This window comes from Streptomyces sp. NPDC005775 (assembly GCF_042871565.1).
Classification (GTDB): Bacteria; Actinomycetota; Actinomycetes; order Streptomycetales; family Streptomycetaceae; genus Streptomyces.
Window position 1 is genome coordinate 167068 of the sequence record NZ_JBIAIU010000005.1, and the last position, 21533, is coordinate 188600.

General features: G+C 71.1%; 21 protein-coding genes. 7 read left to right on the forward strand and 14 right to left on the reverse strand.

Annotated features, from left to right (window positions below; all coding sequences use genetic code 11):
• Positions 1-248: 248 nt before the first annotated feature.
• Entirely contained in the window at positions 249-728 is a 480-nt protein-coding gene (locus tag ACFYPA_RS14250) for a carboxymuconolactone decarboxylase family protein (protein ID WP_359080748.1), read from the reverse strand.
• Positions 729-923: 195 nt separating this feature from the next.
• On the opposite strand from ACFYPA_RS14250, the gene ACFYPA_RS14255 reads away from it, so the two are divergent.
• Complete coding sequence (locus ACFYPA_RS14255; RefSeq protein WP_359080750.1) at positions 924-1841, forward strand: RNA polymerase sigma-70 factor; 918 nt, start codon at positions 924-926, stop codon at positions 1839-1841.
• Between the two features lie 251 nt (positions 1842-2092).
• Positions 2093-2719, forward strand: a complete 627-nt coding sequence (locus tag ACFYPA_RS14260) for a precorrin-8X methylmutase (protein WP_359080752.1) — start codon at positions 2093-2095, stop codon at positions 2717-2719.
• Between the two features lie 12 nt (positions 2720-2731).
• On the opposite strand, the gene ACFYPA_RS14265 is transcribed toward ACFYPA_RS14260, so the two are convergent.
• Positions 2732-3487, reverse strand: a complete 756-nt coding sequence (locus tag ACFYPA_RS14265; RefSeq protein ID WP_389131887.1) for a cobalt-precorrin-6A reductase — start codon at positions 3485-3487, stop codon at positions 2732-2734.
• An 11-nt stretch (positions 3488-3498) separates the two neighbouring features.
• Between ACFYPA_RS14265 and ACFYPA_RS14270 the strand changes: the two genes are divergently transcribed.
• A complete protein-coding gene (locus ACFYPA_RS14270; protein ID WP_389131889.1) occupies positions 3499-4620 on the forward strand; it encodes a cobalt-precorrin-5B (C(1))-methyltransferase in 1122 nt (373 codons plus the stop codon).
• Between the two features lie 237 nt (positions 4621-4857).
• Entirely contained in the window at positions 4858-5652 is a 795-nt protein-coding gene (locus ACFYPA_RS14275) for an SGNH/GDSL hydrolase family protein (RefSeq protein WP_359080758.1), read from the forward strand.
• 155 nt (positions 5653-5807) lie between these two features.
• Here the strand turns inward: ACFYPA_RS14275 and ACFYPA_RS14280 are convergent, their stop codons facing one another.
• Positions 5808-6209, reverse strand: a complete 402-nt coding sequence (locus ACFYPA_RS14280; RefSeq protein ID WP_389131892.1) for a nuclear transport factor 2 family protein — start codon at positions 6207-6209, stop codon at positions 5808-5810.
• A 75-nt stretch (positions 6210-6284) separates the two neighbouring features.
• Complete coding sequence (locus tag ACFYPA_RS14285; RefSeq protein ID WP_359080762.1) at positions 6285-7136, reverse strand: class I SAM-dependent methyltransferase; 852 nt, start codon at positions 7134-7136, stop codon at positions 6285-6287.
• A 71-nt stretch (positions 7137-7207) separates the two neighbouring features.
• Between ACFYPA_RS14285 and ACFYPA_RS14290 the strand changes: the two genes are divergently transcribed.
• Both ACFYPA_RS14290 and ACFYPA_RS14295 read left to right on the forward strand, forming a co-directional pair.
• The gene (locus ACFYPA_RS14290) at positions 7208-9052 is read left to right on the forward strand and encodes a prolyl oligopeptidase family serine peptidase (RefSeq protein ID WP_359080764.1); all 1845 of its coding nucleotides are present in this window, start codon (positions 7208-7210) and stop codon (positions 9050-9052) included.
• 78 nt (positions 9053-9130) lie between these two features.
• On the forward strand, positions 9131-9985 hold the full coding sequence (locus tag ACFYPA_RS14295; protein WP_359312555.1) for an SURF1 family protein: 855 nt from the start codon (positions 9131-9133) through the stop codon (positions 9983-9985).
• 26 nt (positions 9986-10011) lie between these two features.
• Here ACFYPA_RS14295 and ACFYPA_RS14300 read toward each other — a convergent pair whose 3' ends face one another.
• The 9 genes from ACFYPA_RS14300 to ACFYPA_RS14340 form a co-directional block, all read right to left on the reverse strand.
• A complete protein-coding gene (locus ACFYPA_RS14300) occupies positions 10012-11319 on the reverse strand; it encodes a hypothetical protein (protein WP_389131896.1) in 1308 nt (435 codons plus the stop codon).
• Complete coding sequence (locus ACFYPA_RS14305; protein ID WP_359080770.1) at positions 11316-11891, reverse strand: SigE family RNA polymerase sigma factor; 576 nt, start codon at positions 11889-11891, stop codon at positions 11316-11318. Before ACFYPA_RS14305 ends, ACFYPA_RS14300 begins: the two co-directional genes overlap by 4 nt.
• A gap of 359 nt (positions 11892-12250) precedes the next feature.
• Positions 12251-13315: an aspartate-semialdehyde dehydrogenase gene (locus tag ACFYPA_RS14310; RefSeq protein ID WP_359080772.1), complete on the reverse strand. Its 1065-nt coding sequence runs from the start codon at positions 13313-13315 to the stop codon at positions 12251-12253.
• On the reverse strand, positions 13312-14583 hold the full coding sequence (locus tag ACFYPA_RS14315) for an aspartate kinase (RefSeq protein WP_136326566.1): 1272 nt from the start codon (positions 14581-14583) through the stop codon (positions 13312-13314). The genes ACFYPA_RS14310 and ACFYPA_RS14315 overlap by 4 nt, the downstream gene beginning before the upstream one ends.
• 226 nt (positions 14584-14809) lie before the next feature.
• Positions 14810-16966 (reverse strand): LamG-like jellyroll fold domain-containing protein, encoded by a 2157-nt coding sequence (locus ACFYPA_RS14320; RefSeq protein WP_389131900.1) that lies wholly within the window; start codon positions 16964-16966, stop codon positions 14810-14812.
• Positions 16967-17134: 168 nt separating this feature from the next.
• Complete coding sequence (locus ACFYPA_RS14325) at positions 17135-17686, reverse strand: GNAT family protein (protein ID WP_359080776.1); 552 nt, start codon at positions 17684-17686, stop codon at positions 17135-17137.
• Between the two features lie 61 nt (positions 17687-17747).
• Positions 17748-18407, reverse strand: a complete 660-nt coding sequence (locus ACFYPA_RS14330) for a DUF5063 domain-containing protein (protein ID WP_359080778.1) — start codon at positions 18405-18407, stop codon at positions 17748-17750.
• Positions 18408-18508: 101 nt separating this feature from the next.
• A complete protein-coding gene (recR, locus tag ACFYPA_RS14335) occupies positions 18509-19108 on the reverse strand; it encodes a recombination mediator RecR (RefSeq protein WP_266780167.1) in 600 nt (199 codons plus the stop codon).
• Between the two features lie 121 nt (positions 19109-19229).
• A complete protein-coding gene (locus ACFYPA_RS14340; RefSeq protein WP_266786253.1) occupies positions 19230-19565 on the reverse strand; it encodes a YbaB/EbfC family nucleoid-associated protein in 336 nt (111 codons plus the stop codon).
• A gap of 377 nt (positions 19566-19942) precedes the next feature.
• Here ACFYPA_RS14340 and ACFYPA_RS14345 point away from each other — a divergent pair, with 377 nt between their 5' ends.
• The gene (locus ACFYPA_RS14345) at positions 19943-20737 is read left to right on the forward strand and encodes an SLATT domain-containing protein (RefSeq protein ID WP_359080780.1); all 795 of its coding nucleotides are present in this window, start codon (positions 19943-19945) and stop codon (positions 20735-20737) included.
• 53 nt (positions 20738-20790) lie between these two features.
• On the opposite strand, the gene ACFYPA_RS14350 is transcribed toward ACFYPA_RS14345, so the two are convergent.
• Entirely contained in the window at positions 20791-21441 is a 651-nt protein-coding gene (locus ACFYPA_RS14350) for a hypothetical protein (RefSeq protein WP_359080783.1), read from the reverse strand.
• Positions 21442-21533 lie beyond the last annotated feature (92 nt).

Here is a 21533-nt window from a genome sequence, read left to right on the forward strand (position 1 = left end):
ATCGCTGATGCCCGCCACTGCTTCCACCACGACGTCGTACTGCGGGCGTGAGGAGCGAAGTCCTCGGCCGGTACGGGCCGATGAAAGCGCCTCGTACCTCCAGCACCGCGTCCACGACGCATCGCCCGGGACGCGACCGAGTGGCGGCGACGCGAAGGAAGAAGCGGGCTCCCGGGCGCCTGCCCCTCCTGTGGTCCAGGCACCCGGGCCCTTCTCGGCAGGGCAGCGGGCATCCCGCGCCCATCGAGTCAGTCCGTCATGGCCGCGAACACGCCGGGCTCGTAGGAGCCTCCCTGGTTGTGCACGATCACGTTCATCCTGGTGGCCGCGTTGATCAGCGCGACCAGGCAGACCAGCGCGCCCACCTGGTCGTCGTCGAAGTGCTTGCGCACCCCGGCCCAGGTCTCGTCGGACACGCCGTGGTCGCCGAGCCGGGTGCCCTCCTCGGCGAGCGCCAGCGCGGCGCGCTCGGCCTCGGTGAACACGGTGGTGTGGCGCCAGGCGGCGACCAGGTTGAGCCTGAGCGCGGTTTCGCCGGCGGCCGCGGCCTCCTTGGCGTGGGCGTCGACGCACAATCCGCAGCCGGTGAGCTGACCGACCCGCAACTGCACCAGTTCCCGAAGGGACTTCGGCAGCGTCGACTGCTCCAGGGCCAGCGCTGTGGTGTAGAAGCGCTTGGCGACCTTGCTGGCGGTCGGGCTCTCGAAGAGGTTGAAACGAGCTTCCATGACGGCGTCCTCACTCCTGTGGATACGTGCCGCGGCACTGAACGAACACAAGATGCCGACGGCCCGCCTCCTGTGACGGCGCGTGGTCTGTGACGTGTCCCACCGGCCGTTGGTGTCACAGAACAGCGGTCGCCGGCGTCTCGTGTACGACGCAGCCGTGAGACGCAGCCGTACGCCGACGGGCAGGAGCCGAGGATGAGCGACCGGACGAAGGACACCGCAGGGCCGCAGGACCGTGGCAGCCGTAGGAACGACGTCACCGAGGCGTTCGTCGCCCACCGGAATCTGCTGTTCACCGTCGCGTACGAGATGCTCGGCTCGGCAGCCGACGCGGAGGACGTGCTCCAGGAGACCTGGCTGCGGTGGGCGGGCGTCGATCCCGGCATCGTGCGGGACCAACGGGCCTACCTCGTACGGATCACCACGCGCCAGGCGCTCGGTCATCTGCGCACGCTCGGCCGGCGCAAGGAGTCCTACGTCGGCCCCTGGCTGCCCGAGCCGTTGCTGACCGCGCCCGACGTGGCGGAGGACGTCGAGCTGGCCGACAGCGTCTCGATGGCGATGCTGCTCGTCCTGGAGACCCTCGCGCCGACCGAGCGGGCGGTGTTTGTCCTGCGCGAGGTGTTCGACGTCGCCTACGACGAGATCGCCGAGGCCGTCGGCAAGAGCCCCGCCGCGGTCCGCCAGATCGCCCACCGGGCCCGTGCCCACGTCGCCGCGCGCCGGCCGCGCGGGAGTGTCTCCGCCGCCGACGCCCGCCACACGGTCGAAGCATTCCGCCGGGCGGTCGAGACGGGCGACCTGCAACGGCTGCTCGACGTCCTGGCGCCCGACGTCGTCCTGCTGACCGATGGTGGCGGAGTCGTCCGGGCCGCCCTGGCACCTGTCGTGGGGGCGGAGGCGGTGGCCGGCGTGCTGTGCAGGATCGCCGCCACGACGACCTTGCAGCCGGCCCACGTCAACGGTGACCCGGCGCTGATCGTCCGGCTCGACGGCGAGATCGACACCGTCGTGGCGATGCGGGTCGACGAGGGCCTCATCACCGGGCTCTACGCCGTGCGCAACCCCGAGAAGCTGTCGCGCGTCGGGCGGGAGACCGCGGTCAGCCGCTGAGCCCGGGGCCTCTGCCGGCCCCTCCCCCGACGCACGACATGAGCGAACCGTCACACCCGCCGCCGACGACGGCTGCCGGGCCCGCGCTCCGGGGATACTGCCGGTGCGGTGTCCCGCGGTGCTCGTGGGGGCGGTGGCGGTTCGTGGGACTCCAGGGGTTCGCGACCGCGCCCTACGGCCGCGAACCAACGCAGAGGCGACGCGCCGGTACGGCCGTTCCCCCACGCACCGACGAAGAGAGCGACAGCGCTGTGCACCAGTACGAGAAGGACGGACCGGCCATCTATCGCCAGTCCTTCGCCACCATCCGGGCAGAGGCGGATCTGACGGGGCTGCCGGCCGACGTGAGCCAGGTAGCGGTCCGGATGATCCACGCCTGCGGCATGGTCGACCTCGTGCGCGACCTCGCCTTCACTCCGGACGTGGTGAGCCGGGCCCGTGCGGCGCTGCGCGGCGGGGCGCCAATCCTGTGCGACGTGGCGATGGTGGCCAGCGGCATCACCCGGCGGCGGCTGCCCGCGGACAACGAGGTGGTGTGCACCCTGTCCGACCCGGCCGTCCCCGGTCTCGCGGCGGAGCTGGGCACGACCCGCAGCGCCGCCGCGCTGGAGCTGTGGCGTGACCGGCTGGACGGTGCGGTCGTCGCCGTCGGAAACGCGCCCACCGCGCTGTTCCGGCTGCTCGAACTGATCGAGGCGGGGGCGCCGCGGCCCGCCGCCGTCATCGGCGTGCCGGTGGGTTTCGTCGGCGCCGCCGAGTCCAAGGACGCCCTGGCCGCGCACCCGTCGGGACTCGAGCACCTGATCGTGCGGGGCCGGCGGGGCGGCAGCGCGATGGCGGCTTCGGCGGTCAACGCCCTGGCGAGCGAGGAGGAGTGAGCCGACCGCACGTCAGTCCGGGTTGCCGCGGTGGGCGCGCAGCCAGGTGACGGCCTCTTCCGGTGTACCGGCCACCGCCACGCCTTCCGGGACCGGGGGCCGGCGCACCACGACCACCGGCAGCCGGGCCTCGCGGGCCGCGGCGAGTTTGGGGGCGGTGGCAGCGCCTCCGCTGTCCTTCGTGACGAGGACGTCGACGCGGTGGCGGCGGATCAGCTCGCGCTCGCCGTCGAGGGTGAACGGCCCCCGGTCCAGCAGCGTCTCCATCCGGGCGGGGTACGGCGGTTCGGGCGCGTCCACCGACCGCGACAGGAACCACAGGGCGTCCAGCCCCGCGAAGGCCGCAAGGCCGAGGCGCCCCGTCGTGAGGAACACGCGCCGGCCCAGGGCCGGGAGCACCGCCGCGGCCTCCTCCAGGGAGGCGACCGGGTGCCAGTCGTCGCCCGCGCCGGGCACCCAGCCGGGGCGGCGCAGAGCGAGGAGGGGAACATGGGCGGCAGCGGCACCGTCGGCCGCGTGGAAACTGATCCTCCCGGCGAAAGGATGGGTGACATCGATGAGCGCATCCACCCGGTGCGTACGCAGCCATGCGGCCAGGCCGTCCGCTCCGCCGAACCCACCGACGCGCACCTCACCGGGCGGCAGCGTCGGCCCGGCCACCCGGCCTGCCAGCGAACTGGTCACCCTGGCCCCCGCGGGCAGCTCCGCCACCAGCAGCCCGGCCAGCCGACGGGCCTCCGTCGTGCCGCCCAGTACGAGCACGTGCATCGGGTCCCTCCATGGGTGAGGCGGAGGCGGCGGGTGGCCGCGGCGCCCAACTCAAACACACCGGTCTGCGGCCCGGCTGGACCACCGGCGCCTGCGCGACCGCGGCCACCACAGCCGCGTACACGGCCCTGCTGACCGGTGACTTCCCCGACCCCGTGACCGTCAGCCTGCCCGGCGGCCGGACCCCCGCCTTCGCGCTCGCGGTGGAGGAGATGCGCGACGGGCGGGCCACGGCCGGCATCGTCAAGGACGCGGGCGACGACCCCGACGTCACGCACGGGGCTCTCGTACGGGCCACCGTCAGGGTGTTGCCGCCCGGCTCGGGCGTGGTGTTCCGGGCCGGACCGGGCGTGGGGACGGTCACGCTGCCCGGCCTGCCGCTCGACGTCGGCGAGCCCGCCGTCAACCCCGTGCCGCGCCGGATGATGCGCGAGCACGTCGCACGGGTCGCGGCGGAGCACGGGGGCGCGGGGGACGTGGAGATCACGCTCTCCGTGGACGACGGCGAGGAGATCGCGCGCTCGACCTGGAATCCGCGTCTGGGCATCCTGGGCGGGCTTTCCATCCTCGGGACGACCGGTGTGGTGGTGCCGTACTCCTGCTCGGCGTGGATCGACTCGATCCGGCGCGGTGTGGACGTGGCGCTGGCCGCCGGGCAGACACATGTGGCGGGCTGTACCGGTTCCACCTCGGAGAAGACCGTGGTGGCCGAGTACGGGCTGCCGGAGATCGCCCTGCTGGACATGGGGGACTTCGCGGGCGCGGTGCTCAAGTACATACGCCGTCATCCGGTGGAGCGGCTCACCGTCTGCGGGGGGTTCGCCAAGCTGTCCAAGCTCGCCGCCGGTCATCTCGACCTGCACTCCGGGCGCTCCCAGGTCGATCCGTCGTTCCTGGCGGCACTGGCCCTGCGCGGCGGGGCCGACGAGACCCTGGCCGCCGAGGTGGCCGCGTCGAACACCGGTCTCGCGGCGCTCCGCTCCTGCCTGGCACGCGACGTTCCGCTCGGGGACCTCGTGGCCTCCGCGGCGCGGGACGAGGCGCTGTCGGTGCTGCGGGGCGCGCCGGTCGCCGTCGACGTCATCTGCGTCGACCGGGCGGGCACAGTGGTCGGGCGCAGCAGCGTGCGCTGAGTACTCCACGACGCACTCCCCACCGCCTGCGAAGTGATGAGCAGGTGGTCCTCAAACCTTCGTTTCAGGGCCAGTTACAGGTTTATCTACGCGCGGAGCTATGACTCCCGAATGATCATTCGGGCAAATCCGGCACGTTCTCGCATGACTATTACCGGTGGGTACCGGGAGCTGCTACAACAGGTGACGCTTCATCAATCCCCCACCCACCCCCCACACTTCGGAGGGCTGACAGCTATGTCAGTACGGAGATTCTGGGCGTCCGCATCCACTCTGCTCCTCGCCGCCGCGGCTGCTTTCGGCCTGGCTCAGCCGGCCTCGGCCGCCGCCGGTGGGTACGTCGCCCTGGGCGACTCGTACTCGTCCGGCGTCGGCGCCGGGAGCTACCTGTCCGACAGCGGCGACTGCCGCCGCAGCACCAAGGCCTACCCCTACCTCTGGGCGGCGGCGAACTCCCCCTCGTCGTTCACCTTCGTCGCCTGTTCGGGCGCCACCACGAGCTCCGTGGCGAGCGGCCAGCTCAGTTCGCTCAGCTCCTCCACCTCATTGGTCAGCGTGACCGCGGGCGGCAATGACGTCGGGTTCGCCGACGTCATGCAGGACTGCGTGCTGTCCGGCGAGGCCGCCTGCCTCGCCGGTGTGAACTCGGCCGTCGGCCAGATGAACAACACGCTGCCGTCGCGGCTGGGTTCGCTGTACGCGTCGATCCACTCCAAGGCCCCGCAGGCCCATGTCGTGGTGCTGGGCTATCCCCGCTTCTACAAGATCGGCGGCAGTTGCATCGCCGGTCTCACGGAGAAGGAGCGCACCGCGATCAACGGCGCGTCCGATGTGCTGAACGGCGTCATCGCCAAGCAGGCGGCGAATGCCGGATTCACCTTCTCCAGCGTCGTCGACGAGTTCACCGGGCACGAGCTGTGCTCCGGCGACGCATGGCTCCACAGCGTCTCGATCCCGGTCTACAACTCGTACCACCCCAAGGCCGTGGGTCAGTCGAACGGCTACCTGCCCGCCTTCCGTTCGGTCGCGTAGGCGCCCGGACGGTCACGGACGCGCGGCATCGCTTCGCCGGTTCCCGGCTCCGGAGCGGTGCCGCGTTCGGCGAGGTGGGCGGGTCCGATCCGGGCCGGAGCGGTGCCGCGCCCCGGCCGGGGTGGCCGTTCCGTCCCGGGCGGACCGCCGCACTCTCAGTACCGCTCGACCAGATGCTCCCGCCCGGCCGGAGGTTCGTACGGTTCGGGCCAGAAGTCGGTGATCCCACTGATCCGCCCCCGCGCGTCGAACGTGAAGAAGTGGACGGCGTGCGACTCCTGGCCGTCGTCCGTGAAGAGCGTCCGAACGGCGACCTGCCGTCCGTCCCGGTCGGCGACGATCCGCTCGACGCGCACCCGCCAGTCCCCGGGGTACTCACGGTTGAAGGCCATGTACCGCTCCTTGCCGCGAATGCGCTCGCGGGTCTGGGGCAGGTCGTACAGCACGTCGTCGGCGAGTGTCCGCTCGAAGGTGTCCCAGTCACGGAGGTCGGCCGCGGTCCAGTAGCGCTCGACCGTGGCACGCGGATCAGCCATCGAATCACCAGTCGTGGTCATGGTCCGAGTCTGAACCCCACCACTGACAACCGGTCCGGTCCTCGGCGGACGCCCCCACCCGGCACCCCCGTCGCGCTACCGGCGGCTGCCGCCCGCGTCGTCCGGCCGGGTCGCCTTGATCGAGTACATCAACGGAACGCGCGGCCGGTCCGCCGGGAAGCGGTAGAAGCCGTCCGACCGGCGCTCCAGCACCGGGAAGCGGGCGAAGAGCGAGACGTCGTGCTCATGCAGGAACTCGATGCGCAGACCGGCCGCGGCCAGTGCGGAGACCACACTGCCCACCGGGTGCTGCCATTCGACGCTGCGGTTGTGGACGGTCGGTGCGTCGAAGTCCGCGTACGTGCCCGGCGTCTCGTCCACCCACGCGTCGCGGGAGAAGTAGTCGTGCACGACCTGCGAACCGGTCGCGTCGTCGAGGCAGTCGGTCAGTGGGTGGAACTCCGCCAGGTAGAGGAACCCGCCGGGCGCGACGAGCGAGGCCGCCGTCTCGGCCCAGCGGTCGATGTCGGGCAGCCAGTTCAGCGCGCCGATGCCCGTGTAGACGATGTCGTACGCGGAGTCCGGGACGGCCTCGGCGGCGTCGTGTACGTCGGCGGTGACGAACGCCGCCCGGTCCGGTCCCAGCCCCAGCTCCTCGGCAAGCGAGCGGGCGGTCTCGACGGCCGGCTCGGAGAAGTCGAGGCCGACGACCTGCGCGGCTCCGTGCCGGGCCCAGGACAGGGTGTCGACACCGATGTGGCACTGCAGGTGCAGCAGCGTCCGGCCGGTCACGTCCCCGACCTCGGCCAGCTCGAAGTCCCGCAGGGCGTCCTTGCCCGCGCGGAAGGAGTCGAGGTCGTAGAAGTCGCTGTCGGCGTGGATGGGCACACGCTCATCCCACATCGCGCGGTTGGCCTCGCGCCAGTCGGCGGGTATCGGAGCAGGCATGTCGGCGAGGTTATCCACAGGCTGCGGACGAGGCGAACGGTTTGTCGGCCGTCCGGCGCAGAATGGTGGGCATGACTGAGACCACTGGTTCGAGAGACGAGTCCGTCCCGGCGTGGGAGCAGCGCTTCCGTGCCCCCCGGGTGTCGCTGCCCGACTGGGCGGAGGACGCGCCGGACCGCGCGCTGTTCGTCTCCAACGCCACGGGGACGTACGAGCTGTACGCATGGGACAGGTCGACGGGCGAGCAGCGCCAGGTGACGGACCGGCCGAACGGGACGACGGACGGCGTGCTGACCCCCGACGGCGAGGCGGTGTGGTGGTTCAGCGATACCGACGGGGACGAGTTCGGGGTGTGGATGCGCCGGCCGTTCGGCGCCGGGAGCGAGGAGGCCGTGGACGAGCCGGCGGCTCCCGGTCTCGATCCCTCCTACCCGGCCGGTCTCGCGATCGGACGGGACGGGAGCGCGGTGATCGGCCGTTCGACGGACGAGGACGGCACGACGGTCCACGTCGTACGGCCCGGGGCGGCACCCGTGGAGATCTACCGCCACCGCGAGTCGGCGGGGGTGGGCGACCTGTCGCACGACGGCTCGCTGATCGCCCTGGAACACACCGAGCACGGTGACGCGATGCACTCGGCGCTGCGCGTGGTGCGGCCGGACGGCACGACGGTCGCGGAGCTGGACGACACCGAGGGCGGCACGAAGGAGCTGGGTCTCGCGGTCCTCGGCTTCGCGCCGGTCGCCGGGGACACCCGGCTGCTGGTCGGGCACCAGAGGCGCGGCCGCTGGGAGCCGATGATCTGGGATCCGGTCGCGGGTACGGAGACGGACCTCGCCATCGACCTGCCGGGCGATGTGGGCGCCGAATGGTATGCGGACGGTTCCGCGTTGCTGGTCGAGCACGGCTTCGAGGCCCGCAGCGAGCTGTGGCGGTACGAGCCGGCCACGGAAGACGGGGCCCTGGAGCGGGTGGAGACGCCGACGGGTTCGGTCTCGGGTGCCACGGCCCGGCCGGACGGCACGGTGGAGTACCTGTGGTCGTCGGCCGCCCAGCCGCCCGTCGTCCGCTCCACGACGGGTGCGGTGGTGCTCGATCCGCCCGGCGCGAAGGCCCCGGAGTCCGTCCCGGTCGAGGACGTGTGGGTGGACGGGCCCGGGGGCCGGGTCCACGCGCTCGTCCAGCGCCCGGCCGCTCCGGCCGAGGGCCCTTTCCCGACCGTCTTCGAGATCCACGGCGGACCGACCTGGCACGACAGTGACGCCTTCGCGGCCGGACCGGCCGCCTGGGTGGACCACGGGTACGCCGTCGTCCGGGTCAACTACCGCGGCTCGACGGGCTACGGGCGGGCGTGGACGGACGCGCTCAAGCACCGGGTCGGCCTGATCGAGCTGGAGGACATCGCGGCGGTGCGGGAGTGGGCGGTGAAGTCCGGGCTCGCGGACCCGGCGAAGCTGGTCCTGGCGGGCGGTTCCTGGGGCGGCTACCTGACGCTGCTCGGCCTCGGCACACAGCCCGACGACTGGGCCGTGGGCCTGGCCGCGGTCCCGGTCGCGGACTACGTCACGGCGTACCACGACGAGATGGAGGCCCTGAAGGCGATGGACCGCACCCTGCTGGGCGGAACCCCGGAGGAGGTGCCCGAGCGCTTCGAGGCCTCGTCGCCGCTCACCTATGTCGACGCCGTGCGGGCACCCGTCTACATCTCGGCGGGCGTCAACGACCCGCGCTGCCCGATCCGCCAGGTGGAGAACTACGTCGACCGGCTGAAGGGCCGTGACGCCGTGCACGAGGTCTACCGGTACGACGCGGGCCACGGCTCGCTCGTCGTGGAGGAGCGCATCAAGCAGGTCCGCCTGGAACTCGACTTCGCCCGACGCCACCTCGGACACCCGGTCGAAGGCGCTCAGCGGTGACGTAGGGGCCGCATAAAGGGCGGCGTCCTGGGTGCCCCCGCTCCGGGTGGGCCGGAGCGGGGACCGTACCGTGGAGGGGTGTACCGGATCCTGCTGACCCCGCGATGGTGGGGGATCACCCTCTTCGTCGTGCTGGCCATCCCGTTCTGCGTGTTCATGGGCACCTGGCAGCTCGGCCGCTTCGAAGACCGTGTGCAGACACACCAGGCCGTCGAGGAGCAGCCCGCGCCGGGCACGATGGCCGCCGAGCCGCTCGACGAGCTGCTTCCCGTCGACACGGTGACCTCCGGCCGTCCCGCCACCGCGAGCGGCCGGTACGCCGACCAGTTCCTGGTGCCCGGCCGGAAGCTGGACGACCGCAGCGGCTTCTACGTGCTGGACATGCTGCGCACCGACAGCGGCAAGGCCCTGCCGGTGGTGCGTGGCTGGCTGCCCGGGAAGGCCGGACAGACCCCGGTCCCGGCCGCGCCGACCGGCCGGGTCACCGTGACCGGCGACCTCCAGGCCTCGGAGAACACGGGCACGGACGGCGTCGACGCCAAGGGCGGCCTGCCGGACGGACAGGTCGGCATGATCAGCGCCGCGTCCCTGGTCAACCTGGTCCCGTACGACGTCTACGACGCCTGGGTGACCCTCCAGGACACCGACGCCCGCACGGGCGCGTCCGCCACCGGCACGTCCGGCAGCGCCGACGCCGCCCTCACCGGCACCCCGGGCAGGGGCGGCGGTGAGCTGCGTCCCGTACCGGCCGCCGCGCCTGAGGGCAGCGGACTCGATCTGAAGGCGTTCCAGAACCTCGGCTACACGGGTGAGTGGTTCGTCTTCGCCGCGTTCGTCGTCTTCATGTACTTCCGGCTGCTCCGGCGCGAGGCCGAAGCCGCCCGGGACCTGAGGCTCGGTCTGATCCCCGACGAGGGCACCCCCGCGAGCTGACCGCCGCGCGCCGCCCCGCCGCCTGCCTACGAGGAGGCGGGTTCGAGCGCGCCCGTCCGGTAGATCGTGCCCGCACAGGCGTTGGGGATCGTCGTCTCGGCGACCGGCGCCCCCGGCTCCGGGGTGTGCGTCACGGAGACGGTTCCCTGTGCCGCACCGTCGCCCTCGTCGCTGCCGAACTGCGTCTCCGTACCCGCTTCCCCGTCCCCGGTCCCGCTGCCCGTCGTGGACCCGGCCGCGACCCCGGTGCTGCCGGCCGCTCCGTCCGTGGGCGTCGGGGAGGGCGAACCGCCGGTGGTCGGGCAGGTCTCCTGGGGCACCCAGGCGAACCGCACCTCGTAGACCATGGACGGCTTCAGGAGGACCGTGGCCTCCTCCTTCGCGGGATCGGGCAGCTCGGACGCCGGGTCCCCCTGGGTGTGCCGCACGACCACGATCTTGGCCGGGTCGGCCGCGCCCGTCGCCGCGAAGCCGACCGTGCCACTGCTGCTCACCGAGCAGTTCTTGCCGGACACGTTGGCGATGCGGAAGCTCCCGTACACCGTGCCGTCGGCACCGGCCGCACTCGTGCCGGCCGAGGCGACCCCGAGCTGGTCGGGAGTACACGCCGGCATGGCGGGCTTCTCACTGGCGACCGGGCCTTCCGCGGAGCCGCCGTTCGTCTTCTCGTCCGCGCCCTGGCCGGTGCTGTCGGACGGGGTGGCGGTGCTGTCCGGGAGACCCTGGGTACCGGACTGCTGCCCCTCGCCACCGCCGGTGCCGCCCCCGTTGCCGGATTCCGCACCGGGATCCTCACCGTTGCCGCCCTGCGCCTGCTCGCCGTGACCGGCGATGGCGGGGCTGGCGGTGTTGGACCCCTCGGAGTTGGCCACGTGGACGAAGGCGGGGACCGCGGTGCCGATGAGCAGAGCGGCCGCCGCCACCCCGACGAGCGCCTGCCGACGGCGCGCCCGCCGGGCGGGCACCGCGCGGTACAGGTGGTCGAGGGTGCCTTCGCCCGGTTCGAGGTCCTGCACGGCCCCGCGCATCATCCTGCGCAGCGCGGCCTCGTCCAGGGCATCACCACCGAAGGAGCCGGCACCCGCGCCGAAGAGCGCGGAGGGGCCGCGCACGGACGGGGAATCGCCGAACCCACCACCGGAGGACGGGGAATCACCGGCAGCACCCAGGTGCGCGTCCTGCCCCGAGTCGCCGTCCGTGTGCGGGGTGTTCTCCGGCCCGTGGTTCACAGTTCCGTTTCCAGTCGGGTCATTCCCGGGTCCGCGAGCGGGCCGGCGCCGGTCTCCGTCCCCGTTGCCGCGCCCGTGCTCGTGCTCGTCGTGGCGCCTGCTCATGCCTGCGCCTCCATCACCACGCGCAGCGCCGCGATGCCGCGGGAACCGTACGCCTTCACCGAGCCCAGGGATATCCCCAGCGTCTCGGCGACCTGCGCCTCGGTCATGTCCGCGAAGTAGCGCAGCACCAGCACCTCCCGCTGGCGCCGTTGCAGCCCGCGCATCGCCTTGATCAGCGCGTCCCGCTCCAGCTGGTCGTACGCGCCCTCTTCCGCGCTCGCCATGTCCGGCATGGGCTTGGAGAGCAGCTTCAGTCCGAGGATGCGGCGGCGCAGCGCGGAGCGGGAGAGGTTGACGACGGTCTGGCGCAGGTACGCGAGCGTCTTCTCGGGCTCACGTACCCGGTTGCGCGCCGAATGCACGCGTATGAACGCCTCCTGCACGACGTCCTCACAGGACGCCGTGTCGTCCAGCAGCAGGGCTGCCAGGCCGAGCAGCGAACGGTAGTGGGCGCGATAGGTCTCGGTGAGGTGGTCGACGGTGGTTCCGGCTGCCACGCTCTCCTCAGCGCCCTCGCGCTGCGCCGGCAGCCCCGCAGGGCGTGCTGCGGGCATGGGCGCGATCACCGGCATACCACCGGACGCGCGGGGCCGTCCGAGCGGTCGCACCGAAGCGCCGCGCAGGGGGCCCACCACTGTGATATCGAGAACCTCTGCCACGCCAGTTGGACACGTTTCCCCCCGTCAGGGTTGTACGCGTCCGGCACCGCGTTTGTCACCATGCGATATGCCGTCATGCGTACCCGTTCTTCCCCAAATGCCCCGAATTTGCGCCCCGCCGCGCAAGAAGTGACCGCTGAGACGCCTGCCGGCCGACCGGCGGTTGCAACGGACTCCTAGGTCATCGTCTGCCACCGCGACACCCCAGCTCAAGAGGTTCAGACCAGCAACTTGCTCACAGGGCGTTCACAGAGCGTACAAAACAGGTTCGATCAGGACCGGGGAAATTCGGCAGCCACCATTTCGGCGATCTGGGCGACGTTCAGTGCGGCCCCCTTACGGAGGTTGTCGCCGCAGACGAAGAGTTCCAGCCCATTGGGGTCGTCCAGCGAGCGGCGGACCCGGCCGACCCAGGTCGGATCGGTGCCCACCACGTCGGACGGGGTGGGGAAATCGCCGGCCCCGGGGCTGTCGTAGAGCACCACACCCGGCGCGGTGGCCAGGATCTCGTGGGCGCGGTCCACCGCGACCTCGTTCTCGAAGCGGGCGTGCACGGACATCGAGTGCGTGGCGATCACGGGCACGTACACACAGGTCGCCGAGACCTTCAGGTCGGGAAGACCGAGGATCTTGCGGCACTCGTCGCGGATCGCCAGTTCCTCGGACGACCAGCCGTCGCCCGCGTCCGTGCCGGCCCACGGCACGACGTTGAGGGCGACAGGCGCGGCGAACGGGCCGCCGTTCGTGTCGCCCACGACACGGCGCACGTCGCCCGGCTTCGTACCGAGTTCGGTGCCCGCCACCATCGAGAGCTGTTCGCGCAGCGCAGCGACGCCGTCGCGCCCGGCCCCGCTCACCGCCTGGTAGGAGGAGACGACCAGTTCCCGCAGCCCGAACTCGGCGTGCAGGGCACCGACCGCGACGATCAGCGACAGCGTCGTGCAGTTCGGGTTCGCGACGATGCCGCGCGGCCTCATCCGTACGGCATGGGGGTTGATCTCGGGCACGACCAGCGGGACCTCGCCGTCCTTCCGGAAGGCGGCGGAGTCGTCGATGACGACGGCGCCCTTGGAGGCGGCGATCGGCGCCCAGCGTGCGGACACCTCGTCGGGCACCAAAAAGAGCGCCACGTCGACGTCGTCGAAGACGTCCTCGGTGAGGCCGAGAACCTCGGCCTCCTCACCGCGCACGACCAGCTTGCGGCCGACGAGGCGCGGTGAGGCGATCAGTTTCACCTCGCCCCAGACATCCGCGTGTTCCGAGAGGATCTGGAGCATGACGCCGCCGATCGCCCCGGTCGCGCCGACGACCGCGAGCGAAGGGCGGCGTGCGGTCATCGGCCGGTGCCCCCGTAGACGACTGCCTCGTCGGAGTCGCTGTCGAGACCGAAGGCGGTGTGCACGGCGCGCACGGCCTCGTTGACGTCATCGGCGCGGGTGACCACCGAGATGCGGATCTCGGACGTCGAGATCAGCTCGATGTTCACACCGACGTCGGACAGCGCCTCGAAGAAGCCCGCGGTGACACCCGGGTTGGTCTTCATGCCCGCGCCGACCAGGGAGATCTTCGCGATCTGGTCGTCGTAGCGCAGCGACTCGAAGCCGATGCCGGCCCGGTTGCGCTCCAGGGCGTCGATGGCCTTGCGGCCCTCCGCCTTGGGAAGGGTGAAGGTGATGTCCGTCAGACCGGTCGACGCGGCGGAGACGTTCTGGACCACCATGTCCATGTTGATCTCGGCATCCGCGATGGCACGGAAGATCGCTGCTGCCTCGCCCGGCTTGTCGGGCACGCCGACGACCGTGACCTTGGCCTCGGAGACGTCGTGGGCGACTCCGGAGATGATGGCGTGCTCCACCTGCTGGTCCCCTTGCGGCTCGTTGCTGACCCAGGTTCCGCGCAGTCCCGAGAAGGACGAGCGGACGTGGATCGGAATGTTGTAGCGGCGTGCGTACTCCACACAGCGGTGCAGCAGCACCTTGGAACCGGACGCGGCCAGCTCCAGCATGTCCTCGAAGGAGATCCAGTCGATCTTTTGGGCCTTCTTCACGACCCGGGGGTCGGCGGTGAAGACACCGTCCACATCGGTGTAGATCTCACAGACCTCGGCGTCCAGCGCCGCCGCGAGCGCCACCGCGGTGGTGTCGGACCCGCCGCGGCCGAGGGTCGTGATGTTCTTGCCCTCCTGGCTGACACCCTGGAACCCGGCGACGATGGCGATGTTGCCCTCGTCGATCGAGGTCCGGATGCGGCCGGGCGTGACATCGATGATGCGCGCTTTGTTGTGGACCGAGTCGGTGATGACACCGGCCTGGCTGCCCGTGAACGACTGGGCCTCATGACCCAGGTTCTTGATCGCCATCGCCAACAGGGCCATGGAGATCCGCTCCCCGGCGGTCAGCAGCATGTCGAACTCACGCCCTGCCGGCATCGGGGATACCTGCTCGGCGAGATCGATCAACTCGTCCGTCGTGTCACCCATCGCGGACACCACGACAACCACCTGGTTGCCGTTCTTCTTGGCGTCGACGACTCGCTTGGCAACCCGCTTGATGCCTTCGGCATCGGCTACGGAGGAGCCTCCGTACTTCTGCACGACAAGGCCCACGTGCGCTCCTCGCTCAATCCATTTATCGCGGTCGGCTCAGTTTAACGAGCAGTCCGGAAACGCCCCGTTGATATCACATGCTGAGATGTCCCGCTCACCAAGTGATCATCGGCGTGTCGTCCCGAACTGCTCGTACGAGGTTGCTGCCCGCCGATCGCCCGGCCACTCCCGTATGTGGCCCAGCCCACACGGAAGGGCTGGGCCGGCTGGGTCACACGGAGCTTGATCAGCAGGCGAGGCAGGGCTCCACGCCCAACCCGAGCTGCGCGAGGTGTGCCTCGCCCAATGCCCCGGAGTAGGCCTGCACCTCGTCGATCGATCCGTGCAGGTACTCGCCCCAGCCGTCGGCGGCGTGACCGCGCCCCACCTGAAGACCGCCCGCGCTCTTCCAGGAAGAACGGAAAGGCGCAACGGCACTCTCCCAGCCGTTCAGATAGAGCGTGATCCGGTCGAATGCGGCGTCGTACACGACCGCTATGCGGTACTGCCCGCTGCTGCTTTCCGGCGGCGCCGGGATGCCGACGACCGTCTCGTCGGCTCCCTGCGCATCCGCGTGGCTCATCACGAGCTCGAACCTCAGCGCCGCGGGAACATATCGAACCTTGAACGCGTCGCTGTGCTCGCCGCCCTGCGAGAACACCGTCATGGGGTGCGCGGGCTCCTGGTCCGCCAGCTTGACCACCGCAGCGACGGTGAAGCTGTCGCCGGTGTCGACGGCCGGGCCGGCCGTGGCCGCGTGACCGCTGATCCCGTCAAGATCCAGGTGCCCGGAGCCGACAAGCGGATAGACGACCGGTACGGGGTCGCAGTCCGGATCGATCCACGGTTCGCACGCCTGGACGGGCTCCCTGTAGACCGAGGCGCCCCCACCGAGCTTCAACGGCTCACCACCGTGCAGCTCCGGACTGAGCCCCTCGGGCGCGGCCTCCAGGGACCAGTGCCCTCGCTCCTGCGGGGTGCGACGGGCCAGATCCGCAGCCTCGGAGGGGACGACGACCCGATCGTACGTCCGGACGTCACCGATCTCACCCTGCCAGCGGTTCCGGTAGCCCGCCTTGCCGCGTGCCCGGCCGATCTGGAAGTCACCAGTGACCGTCGACGGTGTGGCCTCGGCAGCGGTGCCCGCCTCCTGGCCGTTCACGTACAGATGCGCCCGGCCCGTCTCGGTGTCGTACAACCCGAGCACATACGCCCACTCTCCGGTCTCGGGACGGCCGCCACTGACCCGCGTACCGCCGATGCCGATGCCGAACGACCAGACCGGCTCGCCGCCGACGCCACGGGTACCGAGGGTGAACCCGGGAGCAGTACCCGCGTCCTGGCTGGTGATCGTCATGTCGTGCTCCAGCGCCGCGGGCCGTACCCACCCGCCGACCGCGAAGGTCTTTCCGGTGTCGACGACCTGCGTAGCGGGCGTCAGGAAGCCGTGCCCCGTCCCGTCGAGCGTCGCCGTGGACGTGAGCGAGGTGCCCGGGGGCACGGGACCACCGAAGGTGACACCCGCTCCGGCACGGGCAGCGGGCCCCGCCGTGGGTGCGGCGGACCTGGAACCCGCAGGGTCGGACAGCGTCCACTGCCCGATCGGGGAGCGACCTCCCTTTACGCGGAAGTAGTAGACGGCGCCCGGACTGCGGCGGCCCGAGCGGTCGACCGCGTACACCTGGAGATACCCCAGTCCAGCCGACTCCGGCATGAAACGGATCTCAGCCGACCCGTCCGGCCCGTCCGCCGCCACCGTTCCGCCGGCACCCCCAACGAAGCTGTACGTGTAGGCGACGACGTCGTCGGACGGTGAGTCGAAGCGGAACGTACCGTAAACCCCGACGCCGTCTGTCCAGTCAGCGTCCTCCGGGTACTCGGCCGAAGTCACCGTGGGCTTGTCCGGGCTCACGTCGTCGATCACGAACTCACATCCGGCGCCACCGTCCTCGGCCGCGCTCCACGGCGAGACGGCATCGCGGTCATCGGCCCGTACCCGCCACGAGATAACCGTCCAGGGCGGCAGGTCCGGGGGAAGCTGCCACGTTGCGGCGGTACCGGAATCCACCAGCCCTGGAGAGTGATGGCTCCGCCGCTGCTCGATGCCGTCCCCGTCCGTCCACCACACCTCGAACTCGGCGGTGACGAAGTTCCCCTCCGCAGGGCCGTCGTCCTCCACCGGGTCATTCAGCACCGCGGTCACCCGCGGAGCCGACGACACGTACGGCCGGTCGTCCCCCGCGACACACGCTTTCGAACCGGTCGTCAAATCTGTGGCGACCGGCTGGAGCGGCGGCAGATTGTCCGCGGCAACGGCCGCGTTCGGCACCGCCATCACGACCGCCACGCCGACCGACAGCGCTCCGAGCCACCGGGCTCTCCTACGTCTTCTCCCGCTTGTCATGCTTTCGAGTCCCCTCCCCTGGCGAGCCCGTGGTGATCACGGGCTCGGGGAGGCTAGCAGCGGGCACCGACAACGGCCTCGGCGTTTTCCACCCACCCGAGCCAGGTCCGTCGCAGGGCCGCGCCTCCCACCCCCTGTGGTCCAGCCCACACGCGCGGCGACGCCTCCTCAGCGCGCCGCGTCCTCCCACTCCTCGCGCAGCATCGCGAACAGCACGGTGTCGTACCGCTTCCCCTGCACCAGAACGGTCTCCCGGCGGCGGCCCTCCTCCCGGAAGCCCGCCCTGGTGAAGGCGCGGACGGCTCGTTCGTTGCCGCTCCAGGTGTCGAGCTCGATGCGGTGCAGCGCGAAGGCACTGAACAGGTGCCCCACCAACAGCAGCAACGCCTCCGAGCCGTACCCGCTGCCCCAGTGGCTCCGGCTGCCGATGGTGACGCCCACCGTGACCTGCCCGGCGAAGGGGTCCAGGTCGCGGTAGTCCACCATGCCGATCACCGCGCCGTCGGTCAGATCCTCGACCGTGAGGACCGCCGAATCCCTCGGGACCAGCCGCAGCATCGTTTCGAAGGCGATCTTGATGGCCTCCGCCGTGACCGGACCGAAGAGCGGGTCGCCACCCGTGGCCCAGTGGACCACCTCCGGGTCGTTGCGCCACCGGAGGTGGTGTTCCGCGTCCTCGGCGCGCAGCGCGCGGAGCCGGACCAGCTCGCCTTGAATCATCCGGTGATGATAGGTCCCGGGATGCTCCGTGGCGATCTTGTTCCGGACCGCCCGAGCGGCCCTACTTGACCGGTCGCAGCCCCAGCGGTCCCGCGATCTCCTGGACCATCACGCGGCCCGCCTCCTCGGCCAGGTCTTCGTCACCGGCGTCCTGGTCGGTGTCCAGGCCGTCGAGCTCCTGGAGGGGCTGGTTCAGCCGGATGTGCGCGATCAGGGACTGGAGCGCGCGCAGGGTGGCGGAGGCGGTGGAGCCCCAGTTGGAGAAGTAGGAGAACTGCCACCACCACAGGGCCTCCGTGGTGCGGTCCTCGTCGTAGTGGGCCAGGCCGTGGCGGAGGTCCGTGACCAGGTCGGCCAGGTCGTCGGAGATGCGCGCCGGGACCGGGGCCTTGCGGGGCTCGTACGGGTCGAAGACCTCGGAGTAGACGTCGATCGGCTCCAGCAGGGCCGCGAACCGCTCGCGCAGACCGTCCGCGTCCGGCTCGGCGCCCAGATCCGGCTCGTAGCGCTCGTCGGGAAGGATGTCCTCGTACGCGCCGAGCCGGCCGCCGGCCAGCAGGAGCTGGGAGACCTGGAGGAGCAGGACCGGGACGGCCTCCTCCGGCTCCTCGACCCTGGACACCTCGGTGACCGCGACGATGAACGTCTTGATCTGGTCGGCGATCTGGACCGCGAAGTCGTCGGGGTCCTGCGTGACAGTGTTCAGCGTGGCGTCAGACATCGAGGAGACCTCCCGTGGGCACGGTCGCAGACGGTGAGAAGAAGATAGCTGCGCTGAACATAAAGCCGTCGTGAGACCGCCGTCCGGCGGTCGGGGAACAATCAGACATCGAGCAGGCGCCTCCCCTCGAAGGCGCGGCCGAGGGTGACCTCGTCCGCGTACTCCAGGTCGCCGCCCACCGGCAGGCCGCTGGCCAGCCGGGTGACGCGCAGGCCCATCGGCTTGACCATCCGCGCCAGGTACGTCGCGGTGGCCTCGCCCTCCAGGTTGGGGTCGGTCGCCAGGATCAGTTCGGTGATGGAGCCGTCGGCGAGACGGGCCAGCAGCTCACGGATGCGCAGATCGTCCGGGCCGACGCCCTCGATGGGGCTGATCGCCCCGCCCAGGACGTGGTAGCGGCCCCGGAACTCCCGGGTCCGCTCGATCGCGACGACGTCCTTCGGCTCCTCGACCACGCAGATGACCGTCCGGTCCCGGCGCGGATCGCGGCAGATCCCGCACTCCTCCTGCTGGGCCACGTTGCCGCAGACCGCGCAGAAGCGGACCTTGTCCTTGACCTCCAGCAGCGCGTGGGCGAGACGGCGCACATCCGTGGGCTCGGCCTGCAGGATGTGGAAGGCGATCCGCTGCGCGCTCTTGGGACCGACGCCGGGCAGCCTGCCCAACTCGTCGATGAGGTCCTGAACCACGCCTTCGTACAACGGAACGCCTTTCGGGCCGGGTCGGCTGCGTCGTGGTACGTACCGTAGGGGGTACGTACGGTCTTGGGTATGTCCGCGGTCGGGGGTGGTGCGTCCGCGGTCGTGGGTGGTGCGTGCGGAGTCAGAAGGGGAGGCCGGGCATACCGCCCAGGCCCTGGGCCAGCGGTCCCAGCTTCTGCTGCTGGAGCTGCTGGGCGTTCTCGTTCGCCGCCTGGACCGCCGCCACGACGAGGTCCGCGAGCGTCTCGGTGTCCTCCGGGTCCACCGCCTTGGGGTCGATCACCAGACCGCGCAGCTCGCCGGAGCCGGTGACCGTGGCCTTCACGAGGCCACCGCCCGCCTGGCCCTCGACCTCGGTCCTGGCCAGTTCCTCCTGCGCTTCGGCAAGGTCCTGCTGCATCTTCTGGGCCTGCTGCAGCAGCTGCTGCATATTGGGCTGACCACCACCGGGAATCACGGTCACTCCAGGCATTTCGACGACAAATGTTTCGGTAAACCGAGCCTACGTGTTCCCCAGGCGGCGCGCCCCACCCGTCGGCGAGCAACTCTTTCGAGTGAGTTCGGGCGGGCCGTGGCAGGACTCCTATACCTGACCAGAGGCCCTGTGCACCCAGGAATACAGCGATTTCGACCCCACGGCCCACCATTCGGCGGTAGGAAGGGGTGCGTCCCGGTACGCGCACGCTCATCCCCCGTCACGCAAGGTTACGTACGGGGGACTGCGGGTCGCACCGGGGCAGTGAGCAGCGAGTGCACAGAGAGCAGAGATCCGCCCATCGTCGAGTACGCGGTCGAGAACACGCGTCGCTATGCAGCATGCAGAGGAGTACCCCGGTGAGTCAGCCGGAGATGCAGCCCGAGGGGCCGCCCCGCAACGAATCCGGTGTGCCCGGTCCGGCCGTCTCTCCCGGTGCGGGCTCCGGCGCTCGGAACCGTGAGGCACAGGGCAGGGACCTGACGGGGACGCCCTTCCCGCTCGGTGACTGGGGCGAGCCCGCCCAGCGGCTCGACGAGCTGTACCGATGGGTGGAGGCCGATGCGCTGCGTACCGCCGACTGGTACCTGGGCGACCGGGTGTGGAAGCGGCGCGGCGCCAGGGCGCTGCGGATGGGGACCGCGACCGGGGCGATCGCGGGCGCCGCGCTGCCACTGCTGGACCTGACGGGCCCGTTGCACGGCGCCGCGGGCTGGGGGTATCTGTCGCTGCTGCTGGGCGCCGCGTGCATGGCGTGCGACCGGTACTTCGGCCTGACGTCGGGCTGGATAAGGAATCTCGCCACGGCGCAGGCCGTACAGCGGCGGCTCCAGGTGCTCCAGTTCGACTGGGCGTCGGAGTGCGTGCGCGAGGTGCTCGGCCCGACCGAGGGGACGGCCAGCGAGGCGGCCGAGCGGTGCCTGGGGGTGCTGCGGCGCTTCTCGGAGGACATCACGGAGCTTGTGCGCTCGGAGACCGCGGACTGGATGGTGGAGTTCCGGGCCGGCCCCGCGCCCATGGGGATGCAGGCGCTCGTCTCGGGCGGCTCGGGCGGCGGGCGCACGGAGCCCGGGGCCCAGCCGGGCAGGTTCCCGCTGCAGTCGATGAGCCGGCCGAACATGCCGCGGCAGCGGCCGCCGGAGTCCCCGCGGTGACCGGTCACCGGTGAGCACCGCGGGGAGCGGCGGGGCCCGTACCCGCCCGCCTCTCAGCTGAAAATGATCATCGAGCCCTGGGCGAGGCTGCGGGTGACCGCCGCGTGCAGGCCCAGCCAGACGTGGCGTTCGCGCGCGAACGGGTTGTCGTCGTACGGAATGGGCCTCGCCGGTTCCTCCAGCGAGGTGGGTGCCGCGGGTGGCAGCGGGGCCGGTGGCGGGTTGGCCGGGTCGATGCCGATGGACGGGGCGACGAACTGCAGCTCCCGCAGCAGCCCGTGCGACGAGCCGAGCGGACCGCCGCCCTCCAGCAGGGCGTCGGTGGCCAGCGGCACGGCGAAGTCCACGGGGACGTACGCGCCCGCGTGGTCGTAGTGCCACACCAGGTGCGACTGCTGGGCTGTCGGCTCGAACATCTCCAGCAACTGCTCGTAGTCCCCTCCCAGTTCGTCGACGGGGGTGACGGCGAGGCCGCTGAGGAGGAGGAGATAGGCGCGGCGCAGGAAGTGCAGCGCGTCGTAGTCGAAACCCGCGACCGGGGCCACGTCACCGGTCAGTCCGGGCATGTACGCGTAGACGGGAACGGGCGGCAGCCCTGCCTCGCCGAGCGCTTTGTCGTAGACGGCTATCTCTTCGGCGAAGGGGTTGTCGGGGCTGTGGCACAGCACATCGACGAGGGGGACCAGCCACAGGTCACAGGCCACGAAGTCTCGCTCTCATACGGGGATGCGTGCGGTGGTGCGATGGTCGGGACAGCGTAATGCGGCCGGGACGTCGCGGACAGTGGCCCATCAGG

Coding starts and splice junctions, on each gene's coding strand:
- ACFYPA_RS14250 (WP_359080748.1), bottom strand. CDS start 728: ATGGAAGCTCGTTTCAACCTCTTCGAGAGCCCGACCGCCAGCAAGGTC.
- ACFYPA_RS14255 (WP_359080750.1), top strand. CDS start 924: ATGAGCGACCGGACGAAGGACACCGCAGGGCCGCAGGACCGTGGCAGC.
- ACFYPA_RS14265 (WP_389131887.1), bottom strand. CDS start 3,487: ATGCACGTGCTCGTACTGGGCGGCACGACGGAGGCCCGTCGGCTGGCC.
- ACFYPA_RS14270 (WP_389131889.1), top strand. CDS start 3,499: ATGGGTGAGGCGGAGGCGGCGGGTGGCCGCGGCGCCCAACTCAAACAC.
- ACFYPA_RS14275 (WP_359080758.1), top strand. CDS start 4,858: ATGTCAGTACGGAGATTCTGGGCGTCCGCATCCACTCTGCTCCTCGCC.
- ACFYPA_RS14280 (WP_389131892.1), bottom strand. CDS start 6,209: ATGACCACGACTGGTGATTCGATGGCTGATCCGCGTGCCACGGTCGAG.
- ACFYPA_RS14285 (WP_359080762.1), bottom strand. CDS start 7,136: ATGCCTGCTCCGATACCCGCCGACTGGCGCGAGGCCAACCGCGCGATG.
- ACFYPA_RS14290 (WP_359080764.1), top strand. CDS start 7,208: ATGACTGAGACCACTGGTTCGAGAGACGAGTCCGTCCCGGCGTGGGAG.
- ACFYPA_RS14300 (WP_389131896.1), bottom strand. CDS start 11,319: ATGAGCAGGCGCCACGACGAGCACGAGCACGGGCGCGGCAACGGGGAC.
- ACFYPA_RS14305 (WP_359080770.1), bottom strand. CDS start 11,891: ATGCCGGTGATCGCGCCCATGCCCGCAGCACGCCCTGCGGGGCTGCCG.
- ACFYPA_RS14310 (WP_359080772.1), bottom strand. CDS start 13,315: ATGACCGCACGCCGCCCTTCGCTCGCGGTCGTCGGCGCGACCGGGGCG.
- ACFYPA_RS14320 (WP_389131900.1), bottom strand. CDS start 16,966: ATGACAAGCGGGAGAAGACGTAGGAGAGCCCGGTGGCTCGGAGCGCTG.
- ACFYPA_RS14325 (WP_359080776.1), bottom strand. CDS start 17,686: ATGATTCAAGGCGAGCTGGTCCGGCTCCGCGCGCTGCGCGCCGAGGAC.
- ACFYPA_RS14330 (WP_359080778.1), bottom strand. CDS start 18,407: ATGTCTGACGCCACGCTGAACACTGTCACGCAGGACCCCGACGACTTC.